Origin of the sequence: Parabacteroides sp. AM08-6, assembly GCF_003473295.1 — a bacterium.
In the GTDB taxonomy this organism is placed as follows: Bacteria; Bacteroidota; Bacteroidia; order Bacteroidales; family Tannerellaceae; genus Parabacteroides.
In genome coordinates this window covers 123130-139813 of sequence record NZ_QRMP01000005.1, presented here as the reverse complement: position 1 = coordinate 139813, position 16684 = coordinate 123130, and the positions used below count along the sequence as shown (strand labels likewise).

Below are 16684 nucleotides of genomic sequence, written 5' to 3'. Positions count from 1 at the left end.
CTATGGCAAAAGAATTAGAACTTAAGTACGGTTGTAACCCCAATCAAAAGCCGTCACGTATTTTTATGCAACAAGGGGAGTTACCCATCGAGGTATTGAACGGACGTCCCGGATACATTAATTTCCTGGATGCATTCAACAGTTGGCAATTAGTAAAAGAATTAAAAGAAGCCACCGGATTGCCATCCGCAGCATCCTTTAAACATGTAAGTCCGGCAGGAGCCGCTGTAGGTATCGAAATGAGTGACACGTTAAAAAAAATCTATTTTGTAGACGATCTCCCTCTTACTCCGTTGGCGACAGCCTATGCCCGTGCCCGTGGTGCAGACCGTATGTCATCTTATGGAGACTTTATCGCACTGAGTGATACATGTGACGAAGCGACAGCCCGACTTATCAACCGCGAAGTTTCAGACGGTGTAATTGCTCCCGACTACACTCCGGAAGCTTTAGAAATACTGAAAAACAAACGGAAAGGCACTTATAATGTAATCAAAATAGATCCGGCTTACCGTCCTGTTCCTATCGAACATAAAGATGTATTCGGCATTACTTTCGAACAAGGACGCAACGAAATCAAATTGGATGAAAGTTTACTGGTTAACATACCCACTAAAAATAAGAATTTCCCGGATGAAGCAAAACGTGATTTAATCATCGCTTTGATTACATTGAAATATACACAAAGCAACTCTGTTTGTTATGTAAAAGACGGACAAGCCATCGGCATCGGAGCCGGGCAGCAAAGTCGTATCCATTGTACCCGGCTGGCCGGAAATAAGGCTGATATCTGGTATTTACGCCAGCATCCGAAAGTTATGAACCTGCCTTGGATTGAGAAAATCCGTCGTGCAGACCGTGATAATACAATCGATGTTTACATCAGCGATGATTATGAGGATGTTTTAGCAGACGGTATCTGGCAACAATTCTTCATAAAAAAACCGGAAGTCTTAACACGTGAAGAAAAACGTGCCTGGTTAAACACTTTAAAGGGAGTTGCATTGGGTTCTGATGCTTTCTTCCCCTTCGGTGACAATATTGAACGTGCCCATAAAAGTGGTGTCGAATATATTGCACAAGCAGGTGGTTCTGTTCGTGACGATCATGTTATTGATACGTGCGATAAATACGGCATAGCAATGGCATTTACAGGTGTACGCTTGTTCCATCATTAATATTCATCGCATTTTAAATAAAACCAGATATACCAAAAAACCTCCTTTAGAAAATTTCTCTAAAGGAGGTTTTTATATAAGAAGGATATTTGTTTTTATTTACACATATCGCGAATAATCTGTATTAATTCTCCTCCTAATTCATCCGCTTCCTGCATTGTGTGAGCTTCCGAATAAATACGGATAATCGGTTCCGTATTACTTTTACGCAAATGAACCCATTTATCCGGGAAATCAATCTTTACACCATCTATATCCGTTATATCATACTGGGTAAATTTTTCTTTCACTTTCCTCAAGATAGCATCTACGTCTATTTCAGGTGTCAACTGAACTTTTTGTTTTGAGATAAAATATGGAGGATAGCTGGCACGAAGTTCGCTTGTCTTCATTTTTTTCTTTGCCAAATGTGTCAGGAACAAAGCAATACCAACAAGAGCATCACGTCCGTAATGACTGGCAGGATAGATAACACCGCCATTACCTTCGCCCCCTATCACTGCATTAGTTGCTTTCATTTTGGCTACGACATTCACTTCACCTACAGCTGCTGCATTATATTCGCAACCATGTGCACGAGTGACATCACGTAAAGCACGACTTGAACTCAAGTTACTTACCGTATTACCGGGAGTATGGCTCAAAACATAATCGCTGACAGCCACTAAAGTATACTCTTCCCCAAACATTTCGCCATTTTCACAAATGATAGCTAAACGGTCGACATCCGGATCTACAACAAAACCGACATCCGCCTTAGCATGCGGCATCAATTCTGATATTTCCGTCAAGTTTTCCGGAAGAGGTTCCGGATTATGAGAAAAATTCCCATGGGGTGCACAATGTAATTTAAAAATTTCTTTCACTCCTAAAGCAGAGAGTAAGTCAGGTAAGACAATCCCACCCACCGAGTTCACGCAATCAATGGCTACACGGAAATTAGCAGCCTTAATAGCCTCAACATCAACCAAATTCAGTTTCAGAACACTCTCTATATGTTTTTGTTTATAAGAATTGTCTACAATAACTTTTCCCAAATGATCGACATCTGCAAATTCGAAACTTTCATCCGCCGCAATAGCCAGCACTTCCGCTCCTTCTGCAGCATCCAAGAACTCACCACGCTCATTCAACAATTTCAAGGCATTCCATTGTTTCGGATTATGGCTGGCGGTGAGAATAATACCACCGCATGCACCCTCCATTGCCACAGCCAACTCTGTTGTAGGAGTAGTTGCCAGATCTATATCTACCACATCAAAGCCCATTCCGGTAAGCGTACCGAGAACAATCTGTTTTACCATCGGACCGGAGATACGTGCATCACGACCTACAACGATCTTGTTACTTGTCACCTTTGTGTTTTTCCTTATGAATGTAGCATAAGCAGCCACAAACTTAACAATAGCTAACGGGTTCAGTCCGTCATCAGGACTACCGCCTATTGTTCCACGAATACCAGAAATAGATTTAATAAGTGTCATTTTGCTAGATTATTTGATAAATACAAATTTCACTTCTTGATAATAAAGAGGAGTCCCTGTGCTCTGAAAATCAGAGCTTGACTGTTTGAAAGGAACTATCAGCTTCACGCGTGCACTATCACCCACATATTCCAAAGCCGAAGCCATCCCCGGTGTAATGAATGAATTCAAATAATATTCTTTCAGACCGGTATTGTATCCGTACTTAAATTCAACCGGGTGAGTACCATTCGAATGAGGCCCCAAGTTGTCAACAGTTCCGGTATCTGCCCCCATAAACAACTGAACAATAAAGCGCGCCATTACATCGGTTGAATATAATACAGCACGTTCACTATTCCCTTTATCTATAATATTCAGATAAACTCCGTTATCCAATTCGACAAACTGATTAGATTTAAACACGCTATCTTTCGGAAAATCAGATAAAATTTCAAATCCATTTTCTGCTATCAGCCGGTCAATAGCTTTTCGTTCAGCCTTCAACATATCAGTGTATGACTTTGTTTTGTCACACGACACCACCCACATGGCAGTGAACATAATCAACAGGATATAAAAACCTTTCTTCATTTCTTTCGCATTAATTGTAATTGAATGGCAAATGTATATAATCTACGCCAAATCTCAGGCATGTTTATTTAATTCTTCTGTTTTATTAGGATTAAATTCTTTTAAACCTTTCTCAAAAACAGCAACGGCATTCGCTAAAGTTCCATAAAATTCTCCACCGGAAGCATTTTTATGTCCTCCCCCGTTAAAATATTGTCCTGCGAACAAATTACAGGGAAAATCACCGACTGAGCGAAGAGATATTTTTATACACCCTCTATCTTCCCGGATAAATACGCTAAAACTCACTCCTTCGATACTCAGAGGTAAATTCACAAAACCTTCCGTATCCCCGGTGACATAACGAAAATGGTTCAGTTCATCCAGTGAAAGCGTAATCAGCGCAGCTTGTTGCTCCGGATAAACTTTCATCTTTTCATACAACACATAGCCCATCATCCGCAGACGGCTTTCCGAATAAACTTGATTTACTTTACGGTAAATTAAATCTTTGTCTATGCCCTTCTTTATCAATTCACTTATAATCGTATAAATTTCCGGCTTGTTGGAATTATAGGTAAAAGAACCTGTATCTGTCATCATTCCGGTATAAATACATTCGGCACATTCCCTGTTTATCAGGTCAAACATCCCCATACGACAAATAAAACGGAACACCATTTCACTTGCCGACGATATTTCCGGATACGACATTGTCACCCGGCAAAAATCAGCCGGATTCAAATGATGATCAATCATCACTTTACGTCCTTCTGCCGCAATCACAGCCGGAGCCATCTTTTCAATACGTTTCGGTTCATTGAAATCCAGACAGAAAATAACATCGGCTTCACGGATTAATTGATTGGCAAAATCCGGATATTTCTCATAGATGACTATTTCTTTTGTTCCCGGCATCCATTTATAGAACTGGGGAAATTCGTTCGGTACAATTACAGATACGTTATCTTTTCCATAAGCCGTAAGAAAATGGTATAATCCCAAAGAAGAACCTATTGCATCACCATCAGGGGCTACATGCGTTACGATAACAAAACTTTCCCCTTTTTCTACGTACTTTTTAGCTTTTTGTATTTTCTCTTCCTGAATGATTTTCGTAATCATATATTCTCTAATTTTCAGTGACAAAGGTACGATTTTTTTTACATTCCCCATATCTTTACTTTCTCAATCACCAATGTTATCAACATTATTAACAACAAAGACAATGCAATGAATAGATTAAACGGACGACGACTTTTTTCATATAGCAGTCCAAACAAGAGGCTCCCATAAGCTAATAGCATTGTATCCAATCCGAATCGGAAGGAAACCGAAGCAAAAGGGACACGACTAAAGGTATCCACAACTCCGAGCATATTATTCACCAACCATTCCACCGCCAATTGCAATTCTCCGGAGCCCGGACAACCGGCAGGCAACAATGCCCAAAGCAATCCGGCAGGTATCAGCAACATTGCCAAAACCGTCAAAGGCAAATTTGTAAAAAGAAAAACAAGAGAAAACTGTCCGAAATAATATAAACAAAGAAAGGATGTACCAATCTGCGCCGCCATTGTTACACTAATCCAACCGGAAGGCACAGCTAAAAACGGGTTTCGTGCTCCTATCAAATGCATGAACCGGGGTTGAAGATATAGAATAAAAAAAACAGCTGCATAACTCAATTGAAAACCTATATCAAACAAATAAAGCGGTTCATATACCAACATACAAAAAGCTGCGGCAGCCAAAATATTATAACCGTCTGTCGTTCGCCTCAGCAATCGTCCGGTCAGAAACAGGGAGAGCATTATTGCTGCACGAACGGCAGAAGGCGCCAAGCCTGTTATAAAGACAAATGTCCACAACAAAACAATTGTAAGCAAATACTTTATCCAATTGAAAAACCGGGTACGGGGAAACGCTGAAAAGATTAACGACAGAAAACCACAGACTATAGCCACATGAAAGCCGCTTACAGCCAAAATATGTGCGACACCTACCATGGAAAATCGCTTCCGAACAGTTCTATCCATCCCTGCCCGATACCCAAGTGTAATAGTAGCCAGCATTCCTTTCTCGGAATCGGACAAATGCAGTCTGTCAAATGGCTTTAACAATCGTTGCTGCTCTTCACTCGCCAGTCGTTGAAGGCCGGATACAAAAGGCGGATGCTCTATTTCAATCTGGGAATAAGCCGTTTTCTCTATGGAAAGAGCCAAAAGCAATAAAGCGAACACTGCTCCCCAAACCCAACGAGTTTCATAGCTACAGGAACTCCCCTGCCCTGCATGAACAAAACCGGAACAAACAAGAATGAATAAAGGGAAGAGTATCAACAACAGGCCATACATACGACAAGGAAAAACAACCTGCAACAAGATTCCGGTTATCCAAATAAATAAAGGCCGTACAAAAGGCCGCATACGCAATTCTTCTATCATCATAAGTCAAGGTTTTAATATATAAAAATTGTGTCAATATATTACTTCGTCCATACTTTAATAATCGGCATCATAATATATCGACACAGGTATATTATTACAAATCTTTCAGTTCCCGGATTGTCTTTAGCGGATTCGGAGAACGGAAAACAAAACTCCCGGCCACCAGCACATCCGCGCCGGCATCCAGCAATCGCTTTCCCGTTTCCATATTCACACCTCCGTCCACTTCAATCCAAGTATTCAAGCCTTTACCTAAAATCATATCTTTCAAACGGGCCGTTTTCTCCACCGAATGTTCAATAAACTTTTGCCCTCCATAACCCGGATTTACGGACATCAGCAACACCATATCCACATCCTGAAGAATGTCCTCCAACAACAAAATAGGGGTATGCGGATTTAAAGTAACGGCAGCTTTCATACCGGCTTCCTTAATGGCTGCAATCGTACGGTGCAAATGGATGCAAGCTTCGTAATGCACATTCATCATATACGCTCCTGCCGCTGCCACTTCCGGAATAAACTTCTGAGGCTCCACAATCATCAAATGTACATCCAATGGTTTCCGGCAAATCGGCTTGACAGCTTCCAGGACAGGAAAGCCAAATGAAATATTAGGGACAAATACTCCGTCCATCACATCCATATGCAACCAATCCGCATCACTCTTATTTATCATTTCAACCTCTTTCTGTAAATTCAGAAAATCTGCAGCCAGCAAAGAGGGTGCTATTTTATGCTCCATATCCTTTATGTTTTTTACAAATATAGAAAAAAAAACAGAGAAACAGGGAAACGAAGTTATATCTTCCTCATTTCCCTGTTTCTCTATTTCAACTTTAGTTCATTACCACGCCACAAAGCTCCGGATGCAAAACTGGTTCTGAATGATAAACTCTTGCAAACTGAGTAAGAAAATCCAATGTCTGCCTGCGTGGCATACTCTTTTTCTTCTCATTCCGGTTTCTGTTGGTTCTATTTTCAAATTCATTCATACATCGAGTAGAAAGTCTCTTCATAGGCAACTCTGTTTTTATTTTTCGTTTGATAATAAAACGAGCAGGCTGCCTGCTTATTGTATGATGAATAGAATTTATTTATACCATCGACAACTCGATACTGTTTTCCTCAGCCATACGACGCATATTCAGGATAGCATAGCGCATGCGTCCCAAAGCGGTATTAATGCTTACGCCTGTAATATCGGCTATTTCTTTAAAACTAAGGTCCTGATAGTAACGCATTTCCAACACTTCCCGCTGACTATCAGGCAGATGCTTAACCAGCTTCTTCACATCCGACAATACCTGATGACGAACAATGTTATCTTCTATTGTTCCGTCACAAAGTTTGATATTGTTAAATAAGTCAACTTCCACTTCATCATTGGAAATCGTATTTTCACTCCGTTCCTGACGGAAATTATCGATAATCAGGTTATGAGCAATACGGGTAATCCAAGCCTTAAACTTACCGTTCTCGGTATAACGGCCTTGTTTAATCGTCATAATCACCTTGACAAAAGTCTCTTGGAAAATATCTTCCGTAAGATCCTTGTTACGAACTATAAAGTAAATGTAGGAATGGATACTGCTTTTGTAACGATTCAACAACACATCGAAAGCAGCATTATTACCTTGTGCATAAAGAACAACCAACTCTTCGTCAGTCATCATTCTTAAAGTGTTCATTACTTCTATTTTTTTAGTTTCTATTGAGTAATGTTATGCTATAGGCAATGCGGTTTTAAATGTTAGACAATAATATATTTATATTTTAAGGCAAAAGAACAAAAAGAATTTTAAACAAACAAACTATTCTTCCATTTTTAAATAAAAAAGCCCCCTTTTCGTACGTTTCTTGTACAAAAAGGGGGCTTTTTTGAACTAACTATGAAAAATCAGAACTTATATCCAAAAGTAAGAGCGACTTTTGTAGTATTCGTTTTTAATATAGACGGAACAGATTCTACCAAAATTTCTCCTTTTTGAATAAGATGAGGGAATGGATAAACTTCTTCTTTCTGCATCCGGTAAACCGCAGCCAAATCCACATAGAAATTAGGAGTAAAACGATACCCTAAACCTAACGTATAATAATTTACAGAATGGTCTACCGAATAAACCGTACGTGTTCCAGATACGGCAACTTCCGAAATCACACCATCCGAAGTGTACTTCATGTGGTCTTGTACCGGACTATTTTGCCATGCAGTACCAACACGAACAGCGAATTGAGGCGTAACCTTTACTTCCGCACCGGCTTTTAACATACCGGCCCAACGATAATCCCCTTTAATAAGACTATTATCATCATCCTGTGCATAGCCATCCCGGTCGCTTAAGCGCATACCTTTATAATTCGTCAATTCATAATCCACACTAATCAATGCCGTCTGGCCAATAATAGCTGCGGCACTAAACAAAAACTTATCGGCAGAACGAAGCTTGTACTCGGTATATACATTGTCCGGAGTCCAGGCCTTCCTATCCATATTTTTGTCATTCCCCTCCGGATTCACCCTATTGGAATAATAATCATATACAAAAGCTCCCGCTTCCGCATTATAATAATTTGTCATCTTATACCAAGTCGGTGAATTGTAAGCGACTCCGAAACGCAGGAAATCAACCGGGCGAACAATTACACCAAGATTAAAGCCATATCCGGTTCCATCCAAAGAAGAATAATTATCCAAATAGAGATGGTCGCTTTTATTGGATGCTTTATTAGAGCCAAAATCCTCATCATAATATGTTCGTACGTCATAATTCAAATCGGTAACAGATACTGTCGCCCCAACGAAAAACACATTCGAAATATTAGTGGCAAGAGAAATATTATATTTATCTACAGCTCCTTTCTCCGTAACATGCAAATCCGCAGAGTGCACTTTAAAAGGGACAAGATTTCCATTTTTCCATTCTCCCATTGTAGAAAAAAACGCCCCCTTATCACCATCTATCAGTCCGGCATTATATCCCAAAACCGAAAGCCAATTATGATTCAAATAAGGGTCATAATTATCCGTTCCCCAAAGTCCGCCGGAAGTAGAGCCGTTAAGACTTGTCAACTCCGCAATATAATCCGAGATGGATTTACCTCCGGCTCCGCGCCCCATTCTGTAGGTGCGATTATAATTTTTAACCCTATTATAAGAGAAACCCACATTCCAACTGACAAGGCCTTCGTCATTACCACTTGGAAAATAACCGACATAAGCAATATTATCAAAATTGAGTTTAGTACGATTTTCATTCATTTTCGTTCCAACCCAATCCGTTTTCGCTCTAATGGAAGACAGGCTCAATGTTGTCACTACTTCGGAACTACGATAAATACCCAACCCTGCAGGATTCGTCTCCATTGAAGATATATCACCACCTAAAGCACCGAAAGCGCCTCCCATCCCCATATACCGGGCTGTCCCGCTCAAATCTGTCTGAGAGAATTTATAAGCATCAATCTCACTTTGTGCAAATACGGTACCGGCACTTAGTACAAATGCCGATACTAACAAACCAATCACCTTCTTCATATCTCTACTATTCCTAAGATTTATTACCTATCCGGATTACCGGCTTCGACCGCCGCCGGAACGTCCGCCGCCACCACCACTGGAGCGTCCGCCACCATTACTATAACCGCCACCGCTGGAACGACTAACGCTACCTCCGGAAGAAGTACCTATCGAACTGGAACGTGTCGTACTGTTGCTACTCCTTGAAGGGGTATAAGTATTACTGCGACTATTTCCGGACGAAGAAGAGCGATAAGAATTGCTACTGCTTCTTGACGGAGTACTCTGACGATTATATGTACGTGAAGAAGAGGAGGATGTTCCTACATTATTTTCACGGGTTATTCGTGTCCGGTTATTCGTGTTCGTCGAAGTACGTTCGCTGCTAATACCCGTTCTCTCCGTTGTATTGGCACGGCTTGTACTCAATCCGGGACGACTGCTGTTACTATTCACCCGCCCGCTACTATTTCTATCGGAACTTACGCGATTATTAGTGGACGAAGAACGTAAAGAAGATGCGGAAGAACGATTACTACTTCTCTGTGATGAAGTATTCCTAACCGAACTGCGAGAGCCGGAAGAACGATATGCGCTCCTACCTCCGGAACCTGTTGTACGCCCGCCGGCATAACTATGTCTGTAAGGAGTTGCATGTGCCCAATGGCTATGGCCCCAATAGCCACCGCCCCAGTAACCGCCACCCCAATAGCCGCCATAATATCCCGGTCCCCAGTAACCGCCGTACCACGGTCTTGACCAACCGCCATAGAAGCCACCCCAGCCCCAGCTGAAGCCCCAACTCGGTCCCCACCAGGAAGAATAGCTCCACCAAGGATTGTAATACCACGGGTTATACCAACTATACCAGGGATCATACCAGCCATTTCCTACATTTATATTAAAACTCACATTTGTATTCCCATCCAAATAGTTCGTATCATAATCATAACCGTAATAACCGTCGCTCAAGTATAAATCAACCTGGTCGGCACCGGCTATCGTTATCTTACTTGGCGAATGATAACGAATAATACGTTCGGTATACTCTAAATCCGAACGGCGTTTATTATCAGCTATCACTGTCACTTTCTGGTCATCAGCTGCCATATTATCATTATATTCGGCAAGAACTTCGCCACTACTGTCCATATCGGCTGATTCATCATAAGCTTCCTCTACATCAGCAGATTCATACCGACGATTATATTCATCTACATCACGTTCGCCCTTAGCCTTAGCCGGCGCAGTTCTGCTGGTCGTGGTGTAAGTGGATGACAATGTCGTACTTGTTGCCTCTTCTTTTTTCGGCTGTATTACCTTCTCTTCTTTTTTTTCTTTTTTCTTATCTTTACCGGAAGAGAAATACACATCATCAAAGAACTCCTCTTGAGCGGCAGCGCTAAAAGCTACCAGAAGCATCACCATCAAAGATGTTAATTTCATGGGTTTCATATTCGTTTCTCCTCTACTTTATAATTTCTACTACTTAGACTATCCATACATCGTCAGGGTTTAAACGCCCTGATTTATCTTAACAATAAAACTATCCATTTTATTTACAAATATAGCAGTTTCCCAATAGATAACAAGCATTTATAGATACTTTAACCATCGAATCTTCTTAAATATCAGGATAAATCTATGAACAAAGATGCTATTTCGAAAAGAAACGCTGCATCGATTCTCTTTTTATGCCTTGCAGCACAGCATACAGCCCAAACACATCATACAAAATTTCCCGGTCCACATATTCCCGACGGATGACAAAATGTTTATTATTTGGGTATTTTGTAACCGGATTAATACGTTAAAAAGAGTTACATGTGCGGGTAATTTATTTTACCCGCCATATTAACCCCATTTAGCCGCTATAGTAGTGACATTTTGATAATCAGGAAAATTAGAAACCTACCCTGTAGTACCCGGAAGGATCAGGAATAAAGCACAAAAAAGTAAGTCCCCGAAAAAATGATTCTAAATACCGGGAAGGTTTTTCAGAAAGCCTTATAGCATATTTCAAAGATAAATCGTATTTTTGTCGAAAGGTTCATAACCTTGCAAACTGTATATTAACAACAATATTAATTCTATTTGTACATGGGAAGAGTATTAGTGATTGGTGCCGGAGGCGTTAGTACCGTTGCCGTTAAGAAAATCGCAATGAACGCAGATGTCTTTACTGATATCATGGTAGCAAGCCGTACGAAAAGCAAATGCGACAAGATTGCTGACGATATCAAAAATGTAAAGGTACAGACGGCACAAGTGGACGCGGACAACGTGGACGAACTTGTGGCCTTGTTCAATGCTTTCAAGCCGGACTTGGTTATAAACTTGGCTTTGCCGTACCAGGACCTCTCCATTATGGATGCCTGCCTGGCATATGGCGTTAGTTATCTGGATACAGCCAACTACGAACCACTGGATGAAGCCAAATATGAATACAGTTGGCAGTGGGCATACAAAGACCGTTTTGAGAAAGCCGGCCTGACCGCTATTTTAGGTTGTGGTTTCGACCCGGGAGTAACGGGGGTGTACACGGCTTATGCTGCTAAACACCATTTTGACGAAATACAGTATCTGGATATTGTAGATTGTAATGCCGGTGATCATCATAAAGCATTTGCAACAAACTTTAATCCGGAAATCAACATTCGTGAAATTACTCAACGTGGTAAATATTTCGAAGACGGACAATGGAAAGACACAGATCCTCTTTCTGTTCATAAACCGTTGAATTACCCGAATATAGGGCCTAAAGAATCATACCTGATGTACCACGAAGAGTTGGAAAGCCTGACAAAAAACTTCCCGACTATCAAACGTGCCCGTTTCTGGATGACATTCGGACAAGAATATCTGACCCATCTGCGTGTAATCCAAAATATCGGTATGGCACGTATCGATCCGATTCTGTATAATGGCCAAGAAATTGTTCCTATCCAGTTTCTGAAAGCCGTATTGCCAAACCCGGGTGATTTGGGCGAAAACTATACTGGCGAAACATCCATCGGTTGCCGTATCCGGGGATTGAAAGACGGCAAAGAGATAACATATTACGTATATAATAATTGCAGCCACCACGCCGCCTATCTGGAGACAGGCGCACAGGGTGTCAGCTACACAACCGGCGTTCCGGCCATGATTGGTGCAAAACTGTTTATGAAAAGTATTTGGAAAAAACCGGGCGTATGGAATGTGGAAGAGTTCGATCCGGATCCTTTCATGAAAGAGCTGAACGAACAGGGATTACCTTGGCATGAATTATTTAACGTAGATTTGGAACTGTAAAAAAGATGGGTAATATCTACAGGATACTACGCCTCGGTACACAGATAAAAAGCCGGAGACTCAAATTGCTGGGTCTCTGGTTATTTCATGTATTGGGCAGGCGATATATCGGAGTCTTCCTGGATCCGGTAATGGCTTGTAATTTCCGTTGTAAGATGTGCTATTTCAGCGATGAAGAAAAACGGAAAACACTAAAAGGTAGCCTGAGATATGAGGAGATAGAAGCAATTGCTGCCAGTTTGTTCCACCGGGCACTAAAACTCCAGGTGGGATGCGGAGCCGAACCGACTTTACATAAGGATTTGATAAAAATCATCGGGTTGGGAAAAAAATACAAAGTTCCCTATATTTCGCTTACGACAAACGGGAATCTGCTGACAAAGGAACAACTGAGCGCAGCTGTGGAAAACGGGTTGGACGAACTGACTCTTTCCGCTCACGGTTTTACCCGTGAAACGTATGAGTATCTGATGGCAAACGGGAAGTTCGACCTTTTTAAAAGGCTGCTGGCGGATGTTGCAGATGTCAAGAAAAAATATCCGAGATTCAAATTGCGGATTAACTATACCATCAACAATGCCAATCTGGAAGAACTTAGCTGTATCTGGGATATAGTCGGGAGCCAGTTGGATATTTTGCAATTACGTCCCATACAGAAAATCGGGGACAGCGAATACAATGATTTCGACTTGACGCGTATTTATGCTTCCTATGATACTGTACTGCAGCCGCTTATCGAAGAATGCCGCCGCAGAAACATTATCTGTTTAGCGCCGGATAAGCGGAACATCATCATGCTGGAAGAGAATGAAGTGGATGACAACAGTTTCGAAAAGGCGACATATTGCTATGTTTCTCCACGGGAATGCTGGAAAGACGATTTCGATTACCGGACGGAGACATTCGAATCGTATGCCGCCCGCCGTCATTTGGGGAGGCAATTATTGGGAAAAGCCTTCGGCAAAGCAAAACGGCAGAAAGTAGACGTGACACGTAAAATGAACTATAATATTAAGTAAAACAAGTTTATGGCAATACAAATAGGAGACAAAGCACCTGAAGTATTAGGACTGGACCAGAACGGAAAAGAGATAAAGTTGAGCGATTTCAAAGGGAAAAAGCTGGCTTTATATTTCTATCCGAAAGACAACACGAGCGGTTGCACGGCAGAAGCTTGCAGCCTAAGAGACGGTTATCGGGACTTGCTGGCCGCCGGCTACGAAGTGGTTGGAGTAAGCAAGGACAGTGCTAAATCTCATCAGGGCTTCATCTCAAAACAAGAACTTCCTTTCAGCCTCATCGCTGATACGGATACAACCCTGCAACAACAGTTCGGGGTATGGGCAGAAAAAAAATTGTACGGACGTTCATACATGGGGACTCTCCGTACCACCTTTATAATCAATGAAGAAGGTATCGTTACCAACATCATCGGCCCGAAAGAGGTGAAGACTAAAGACCATGCAAATCAAATCCTTAATCTATAAAAGGAAATGGCAAAAGAAGACAACTTATTTGAAGAAGGCAAGCAGCCGGCTGCTGCCAAACCTGCGATTAACGCAGACAAACTAAAAGCGCTACGCGCAGCAATGGATAAAATCGAAAAAGATTTCGGTAAAGGTTCCATCATGAAACTGGGCGATGAAAGTATCGAGAACATCGAAGTTATCAAAACCGGCTCCATCGGGCTGGATGCAGCCTTGGGTGTAGGCGGTTATCCGAAAGGACGTATTGTGGAAATCTATGGTCCGGAATCATCCGGAAAAACGACACTGGCAATCCATGCAATTGCCGAAGCTCAAAAAGCCGGAGGTATTGCAGCTTTTATCGATGCGGAACATGCTTTCGACCGTTTTTATGCTGAAAAACTGGGAGTCGATGTTGAAAATTTATGGATTTCACAGCCGGACAGCGGCGAACAGGCATTGGAAATCGCAGATCAGTTGATTCGTTCGTCAGCTGTAGACATTGTAGTTATCGACTCTGTTGCAGCCCTGACTCCCAAGGCCGAGTTGGAAGGCGACATGGGTGACAGTAAAATGGGATTGCAAGCCCGCTTGATGTCGCAAGCACTTCGTAAACTAACAGCTGCTATCAATAAAACGAATACGACTTGTATTTTTATCAACCAGCTGCGTGATAAAATCGGTGTTATGTTCGGTAATCCTGAAACAACAACCGGAGGTAATGCGCTGAAGTTTTACGCATCCGTTCGTCTGGATATCCGTTCCATCGGAAAACTGAAAGATGGCGATGAAATCAAAGGAAACCAAGTTCGCGTAAAAGTGGTTAAAAACAAAGTTGCTCCTCCATTCCGGAAAGCTGAATTCGATATTATGTTCGGTGAAGGTATCTCACGCTCCGGCGAAATCATCGATTTGGCGGCAGAACTGAACATCATCAAAAAAAGCGGTGCATGGTACAGCTACAACGACACCAAGCTGGGACAAGGACGCGATGCTGCCAAACAATGTGTTGCCGACAATCCAGAATTAGCCGACGAATTGGCTACATTGATATTCGAAAAATTGAAATAATAGACATAGGGTAAATAGTGGTTTATCATTATTTACCCTATACATAAGAAGAATGACCTCAAAAGACAAATACCATCAACTTTGTTCATACGAACCGACTATACCAATCTTTTCCCGGGACTGGTGGCTGGATATCGTTTGCGGAAAAGAGAACTGGGATGTTTTGTCGGTTGAAGAAAAAGGGCGTATTCTGGCTACCATGCCGTTTTATACCCCGAAACATGACATTATCTTAATGCCTTTTTTTACACAAACAATGGGGCCGTGGTTTGCACCGGAAGCCTCCGACATTAAATATACAACGACTTTAGGCAGACGTCAGGAGTTTTGCAAACAGTTTATAGAACAACTTCACTCCTATTCCTTCTTTCTGCAAAATTTTCACTACAGCATCACAGATTGGTTACCCTTCTATTGGGAAGGATACAAACAAACGACCCGCTATACCTACCTGCTGAAAGAAATAAAAAACCGAGATATTATTTGGGCAAATATGAGTGCAAACATCCGAAGGAACATCATTAAGGCTCAGGAAAAATATCATATCACAGTAAAAAAAGGTATTGCTGTCGAAGAATTTCTACAAATACAAGCACAAACTTTCGAACGTCAGCAAATACGAATGAAAGAAGATTCCGAAACATTGAGAAAGCTGATTGATGCTTGCCGTAAACGTAACCAAGGAGACCTTTGGGGCGGTTACGACGAAAAAGGGCAACTCCACGCTGCGGTATTTATTGTTTGGCAAGACAATTCCGCTTGGTACTTAGCGGGAGGAGGAAATCCGGAGCTGAGAAAATCAGGTGCACATAGTCTTGTCCTCTGGGAATGTATACATTACGTATCCCAGTTCACCGACATTTTCGATTTTGAAGGTTCCATGATACCAGGCGTCGAACGTTTTTTTAGAGAATTTAGTGCCATTCAAACACCTTTCTTTACAATAACCAAAGGAAAATTAAGTTTATTAGATAGAGCCCGGATAAAATGGGGGAAAATAATAAATAAAGGACGCTAGTTATGACAATCAACAACTATAATAATATTCTCGTATTGGCTCCGCATACAGATGACGGTGAATTAGGATTAGGAGGAACTATCAGCCAGTTAATTGAATTAGGCAAGAAAGTTACTTATGTTGCCTTTTCCACAGCCCAACAATCTGTACCGGATGGATTTCCGAAAGATATCCTGAAGACAGAGGTAAAAAGAGCGACAGCCAAACTGGGTATCTTACCGGAAAATCTTATTATTTACGACTATGAGGTCCGTAAATTAGGATATGTACGTCAAGAAATATTGGAAGAATTAATACGTTTGCGGAAAGACAATAGTTTTGATTTGGTTTTCATGCCTTGCTTGCATGATATTCACCAAGATCATACCACAATTGCGCAGGAAGGTCTACGGGCTTTCAAAAACACGACTTTATTAGGCTATGAACTTATCTGGAACAATCTGACATTCAATGCACAATGTTTCGTACAATTGGACAAACAACATATAAAAGCAAAAGTGGAAGCACTGAAGGAATATGAATCACAGGGAGCACGCGATTATTTATCCGAAGAATTTCTATATTCGTTGGCAAAATCAAGAGGAGTTCAAGCCGGTTGCCCCTATGCAGAGGCTTTTGAAGTAATCCGCTTATTTTTATAAATTCCGTAAA

The 16684-nt window shown here is 41.4% G+C and carries 16 protein-coding genes; 7 read left to right on the top strand and 9 right to left on the bottom strand.

What is annotated here, in order from left to right; all coding sequences use genetic code 11:
• The first annotated feature begins 2 nt into the window (after nt 1–2).
• A complete protein-coding gene (locus DW103_RS06105) occupies nt 3–1178 on the top strand; it encodes a phosphoribosylaminoimidazolecarboxamide formyltransferase (protein ID WP_122274773.1) in 1176 nt (391 codons plus the stop codon).
• A 95-nt stretch (nt 1179–1273) separates the two neighbouring features.
• Here DW103_RS06105 and glmM read toward each other — a convergent pair whose 3' ends face one another.
• The 9 genes from glmM to DW103_RS06060 all read right to left on the bottom strand — a co-directional run bounded on the left by glmM (nt 1274) and on the right by DW103_RS06060 (nt 10630).
• Nucleotides 1274–2662 carry a phosphoglucosamine mutase gene (gene glmM, locus DW103_RS06100; RefSeq protein WP_122274772.1) on the bottom strand — a complete coding sequence of 463 codons (1389 nt, stop codon included), beginning with the start codon at nt 2660–2662 and terminating at the stop codon, nt 1274–1276.
• 9 nt (nt 2663–2671) lie between these two features.
• Nucleotides 2672–3235: a DUF4827 domain-containing protein gene (locus DW103_RS06095; RefSeq protein WP_122274771.1), complete on the bottom strand. Its 564-nt coding sequence runs from the start codon at nt 3233–3235 to the stop codon at nt 2672–2674.
• A gap of 54 nt (nt 3236–3289) precedes the next feature.
• Nucleotides 3290–4339, bottom strand: coding sequence for a bifunctional oligoribonuclease/PAP phosphatase NrnA (locus DW103_RS06090; protein ID WP_122274809.1), 1050 nt, complete (start codon nt 4337–4339; stop codon nt 3290–3292).
• Between the two features lie 38 nt (nt 4340–4377).
• Nucleotides 4378–5664, bottom strand: a complete 1287-nt coding sequence (locus DW103_RS06085; protein WP_233545623.1) for a ComEC/Rec2 family competence protein — start codon at nt 5662–5664, stop codon at nt 4378–4380.
• A 94-nt stretch (nt 5665–5758) separates the two neighbouring features.
• Nucleotides 5759–6409: a ribulose-phosphate 3-epimerase gene (rpe, locus tag DW103_RS06080; RefSeq protein ID WP_122274770.1), complete on the bottom strand. Its 651-nt coding sequence runs from the start codon at nt 6407–6409 to the stop codon at nt 5759–5761.
• Nucleotides 6410–6503: 94 nt separating this feature from the next.
• On the bottom strand, nt 6504–6683 hold the full coding sequence (locus DW103_RS06075) for a hypothetical protein (RefSeq protein WP_122274769.1): 180 nt from the start codon (nt 6681–6683) through the stop codon (nt 6504–6506).
• Nucleotides 6684–6761: 78 nt separating this feature from the next.
• Entirely contained in the window at nt 6762–7355 is a 594-nt protein-coding gene (locus tag DW103_RS06070; protein WP_122274768.1) for an RNA polymerase sigma factor, read from the bottom strand.
• Nucleotides 7356–7564: 209 nt separating this feature from the next.
• Nucleotides 7565–9202 carry an OmpP1/FadL family transporter gene (locus DW103_RS06065; RefSeq protein WP_122274767.1) on the bottom strand — a complete coding sequence of 546 codons (1638 nt, stop codon included), beginning with the start codon at nt 9200–9202 and terminating at the stop codon, nt 7565–7567.
• A 36-nt stretch (nt 9203–9238) separates the two neighbouring features.
• The gene (locus DW103_RS06060) at nt 9239–10630 is read right to left on the bottom strand and encodes a hypothetical protein (RefSeq protein WP_122274807.1); all 1392 of its coding nucleotides are present in this window, start codon (nt 10628–10630) and stop codon (nt 9239–9241) included.
• A gap of 654 nt (nt 10631–11284) precedes the next feature.
• Between DW103_RS06060 and DW103_RS06055 the strand changes: the two genes are divergently transcribed.
• The 6 genes from DW103_RS06055 to DW103_RS06030 are packed head-to-tail and all read left to right on the top strand — an operon-like array spanning nt 11285 to nt 16674.
• Nucleotides 11285–12478 carry a saccharopine dehydrogenase family protein gene (locus DW103_RS06055; RefSeq protein WP_122274766.1) on the top strand — a complete coding sequence of 398 codons (1194 nt, stop codon included), beginning with the start codon at nt 11285–11287 and terminating at the stop codon, nt 12476–12478.
• 5 nt (nt 12479–12483) lie between these two features.
• Nucleotides 12484–13497: a radical SAM protein gene (locus DW103_RS06050; RefSeq protein ID WP_122274765.1), complete on the top strand. Its 1014-nt coding sequence runs from the start codon at nt 12484–12486 to the stop codon at nt 13495–13497.
• A gap of 9 nt (nt 13498–13506) precedes the next feature.
• Nucleotides 13507–13965, top strand: coding sequence for a thioredoxin-dependent thiol peroxidase (bcp, locus tag DW103_RS06045; RefSeq protein WP_122274764.1), 459 nt, complete (start codon nt 13507–13509; stop codon nt 13963–13965).
• A gap of 6 nt (nt 13966–13971) precedes the next feature.
• On the top strand, nt 13972–15015 hold the full coding sequence (gene recA, locus DW103_RS06040; protein ID WP_122274763.1) for a recombinase RecA: 1044 nt from the start codon (nt 13972–13974) through the stop codon (nt 15013–15015).
• A gap of 52 nt (nt 15016–15067) precedes the next feature.
• Nucleotides 15068–16033 (top strand): GNAT family N-acetyltransferase, encoded by a 966-nt coding sequence (locus tag DW103_RS06035; protein WP_122274762.1) that lies wholly within the window; start codon nt 15068–15070, stop codon nt 16031–16033.
• A gap of 2 nt (nt 16034–16035) precedes the next feature.
• Nucleotides 16036–16674, top strand: a complete 639-nt coding sequence (locus tag DW103_RS06030) for a PIG-L deacetylase family protein (RefSeq protein WP_122274761.1) — start codon at nt 16036–16038, stop codon at nt 16672–16674.
• The last annotated feature ends 10 nt before the right edge of the window (nt 16675–16684 follow it).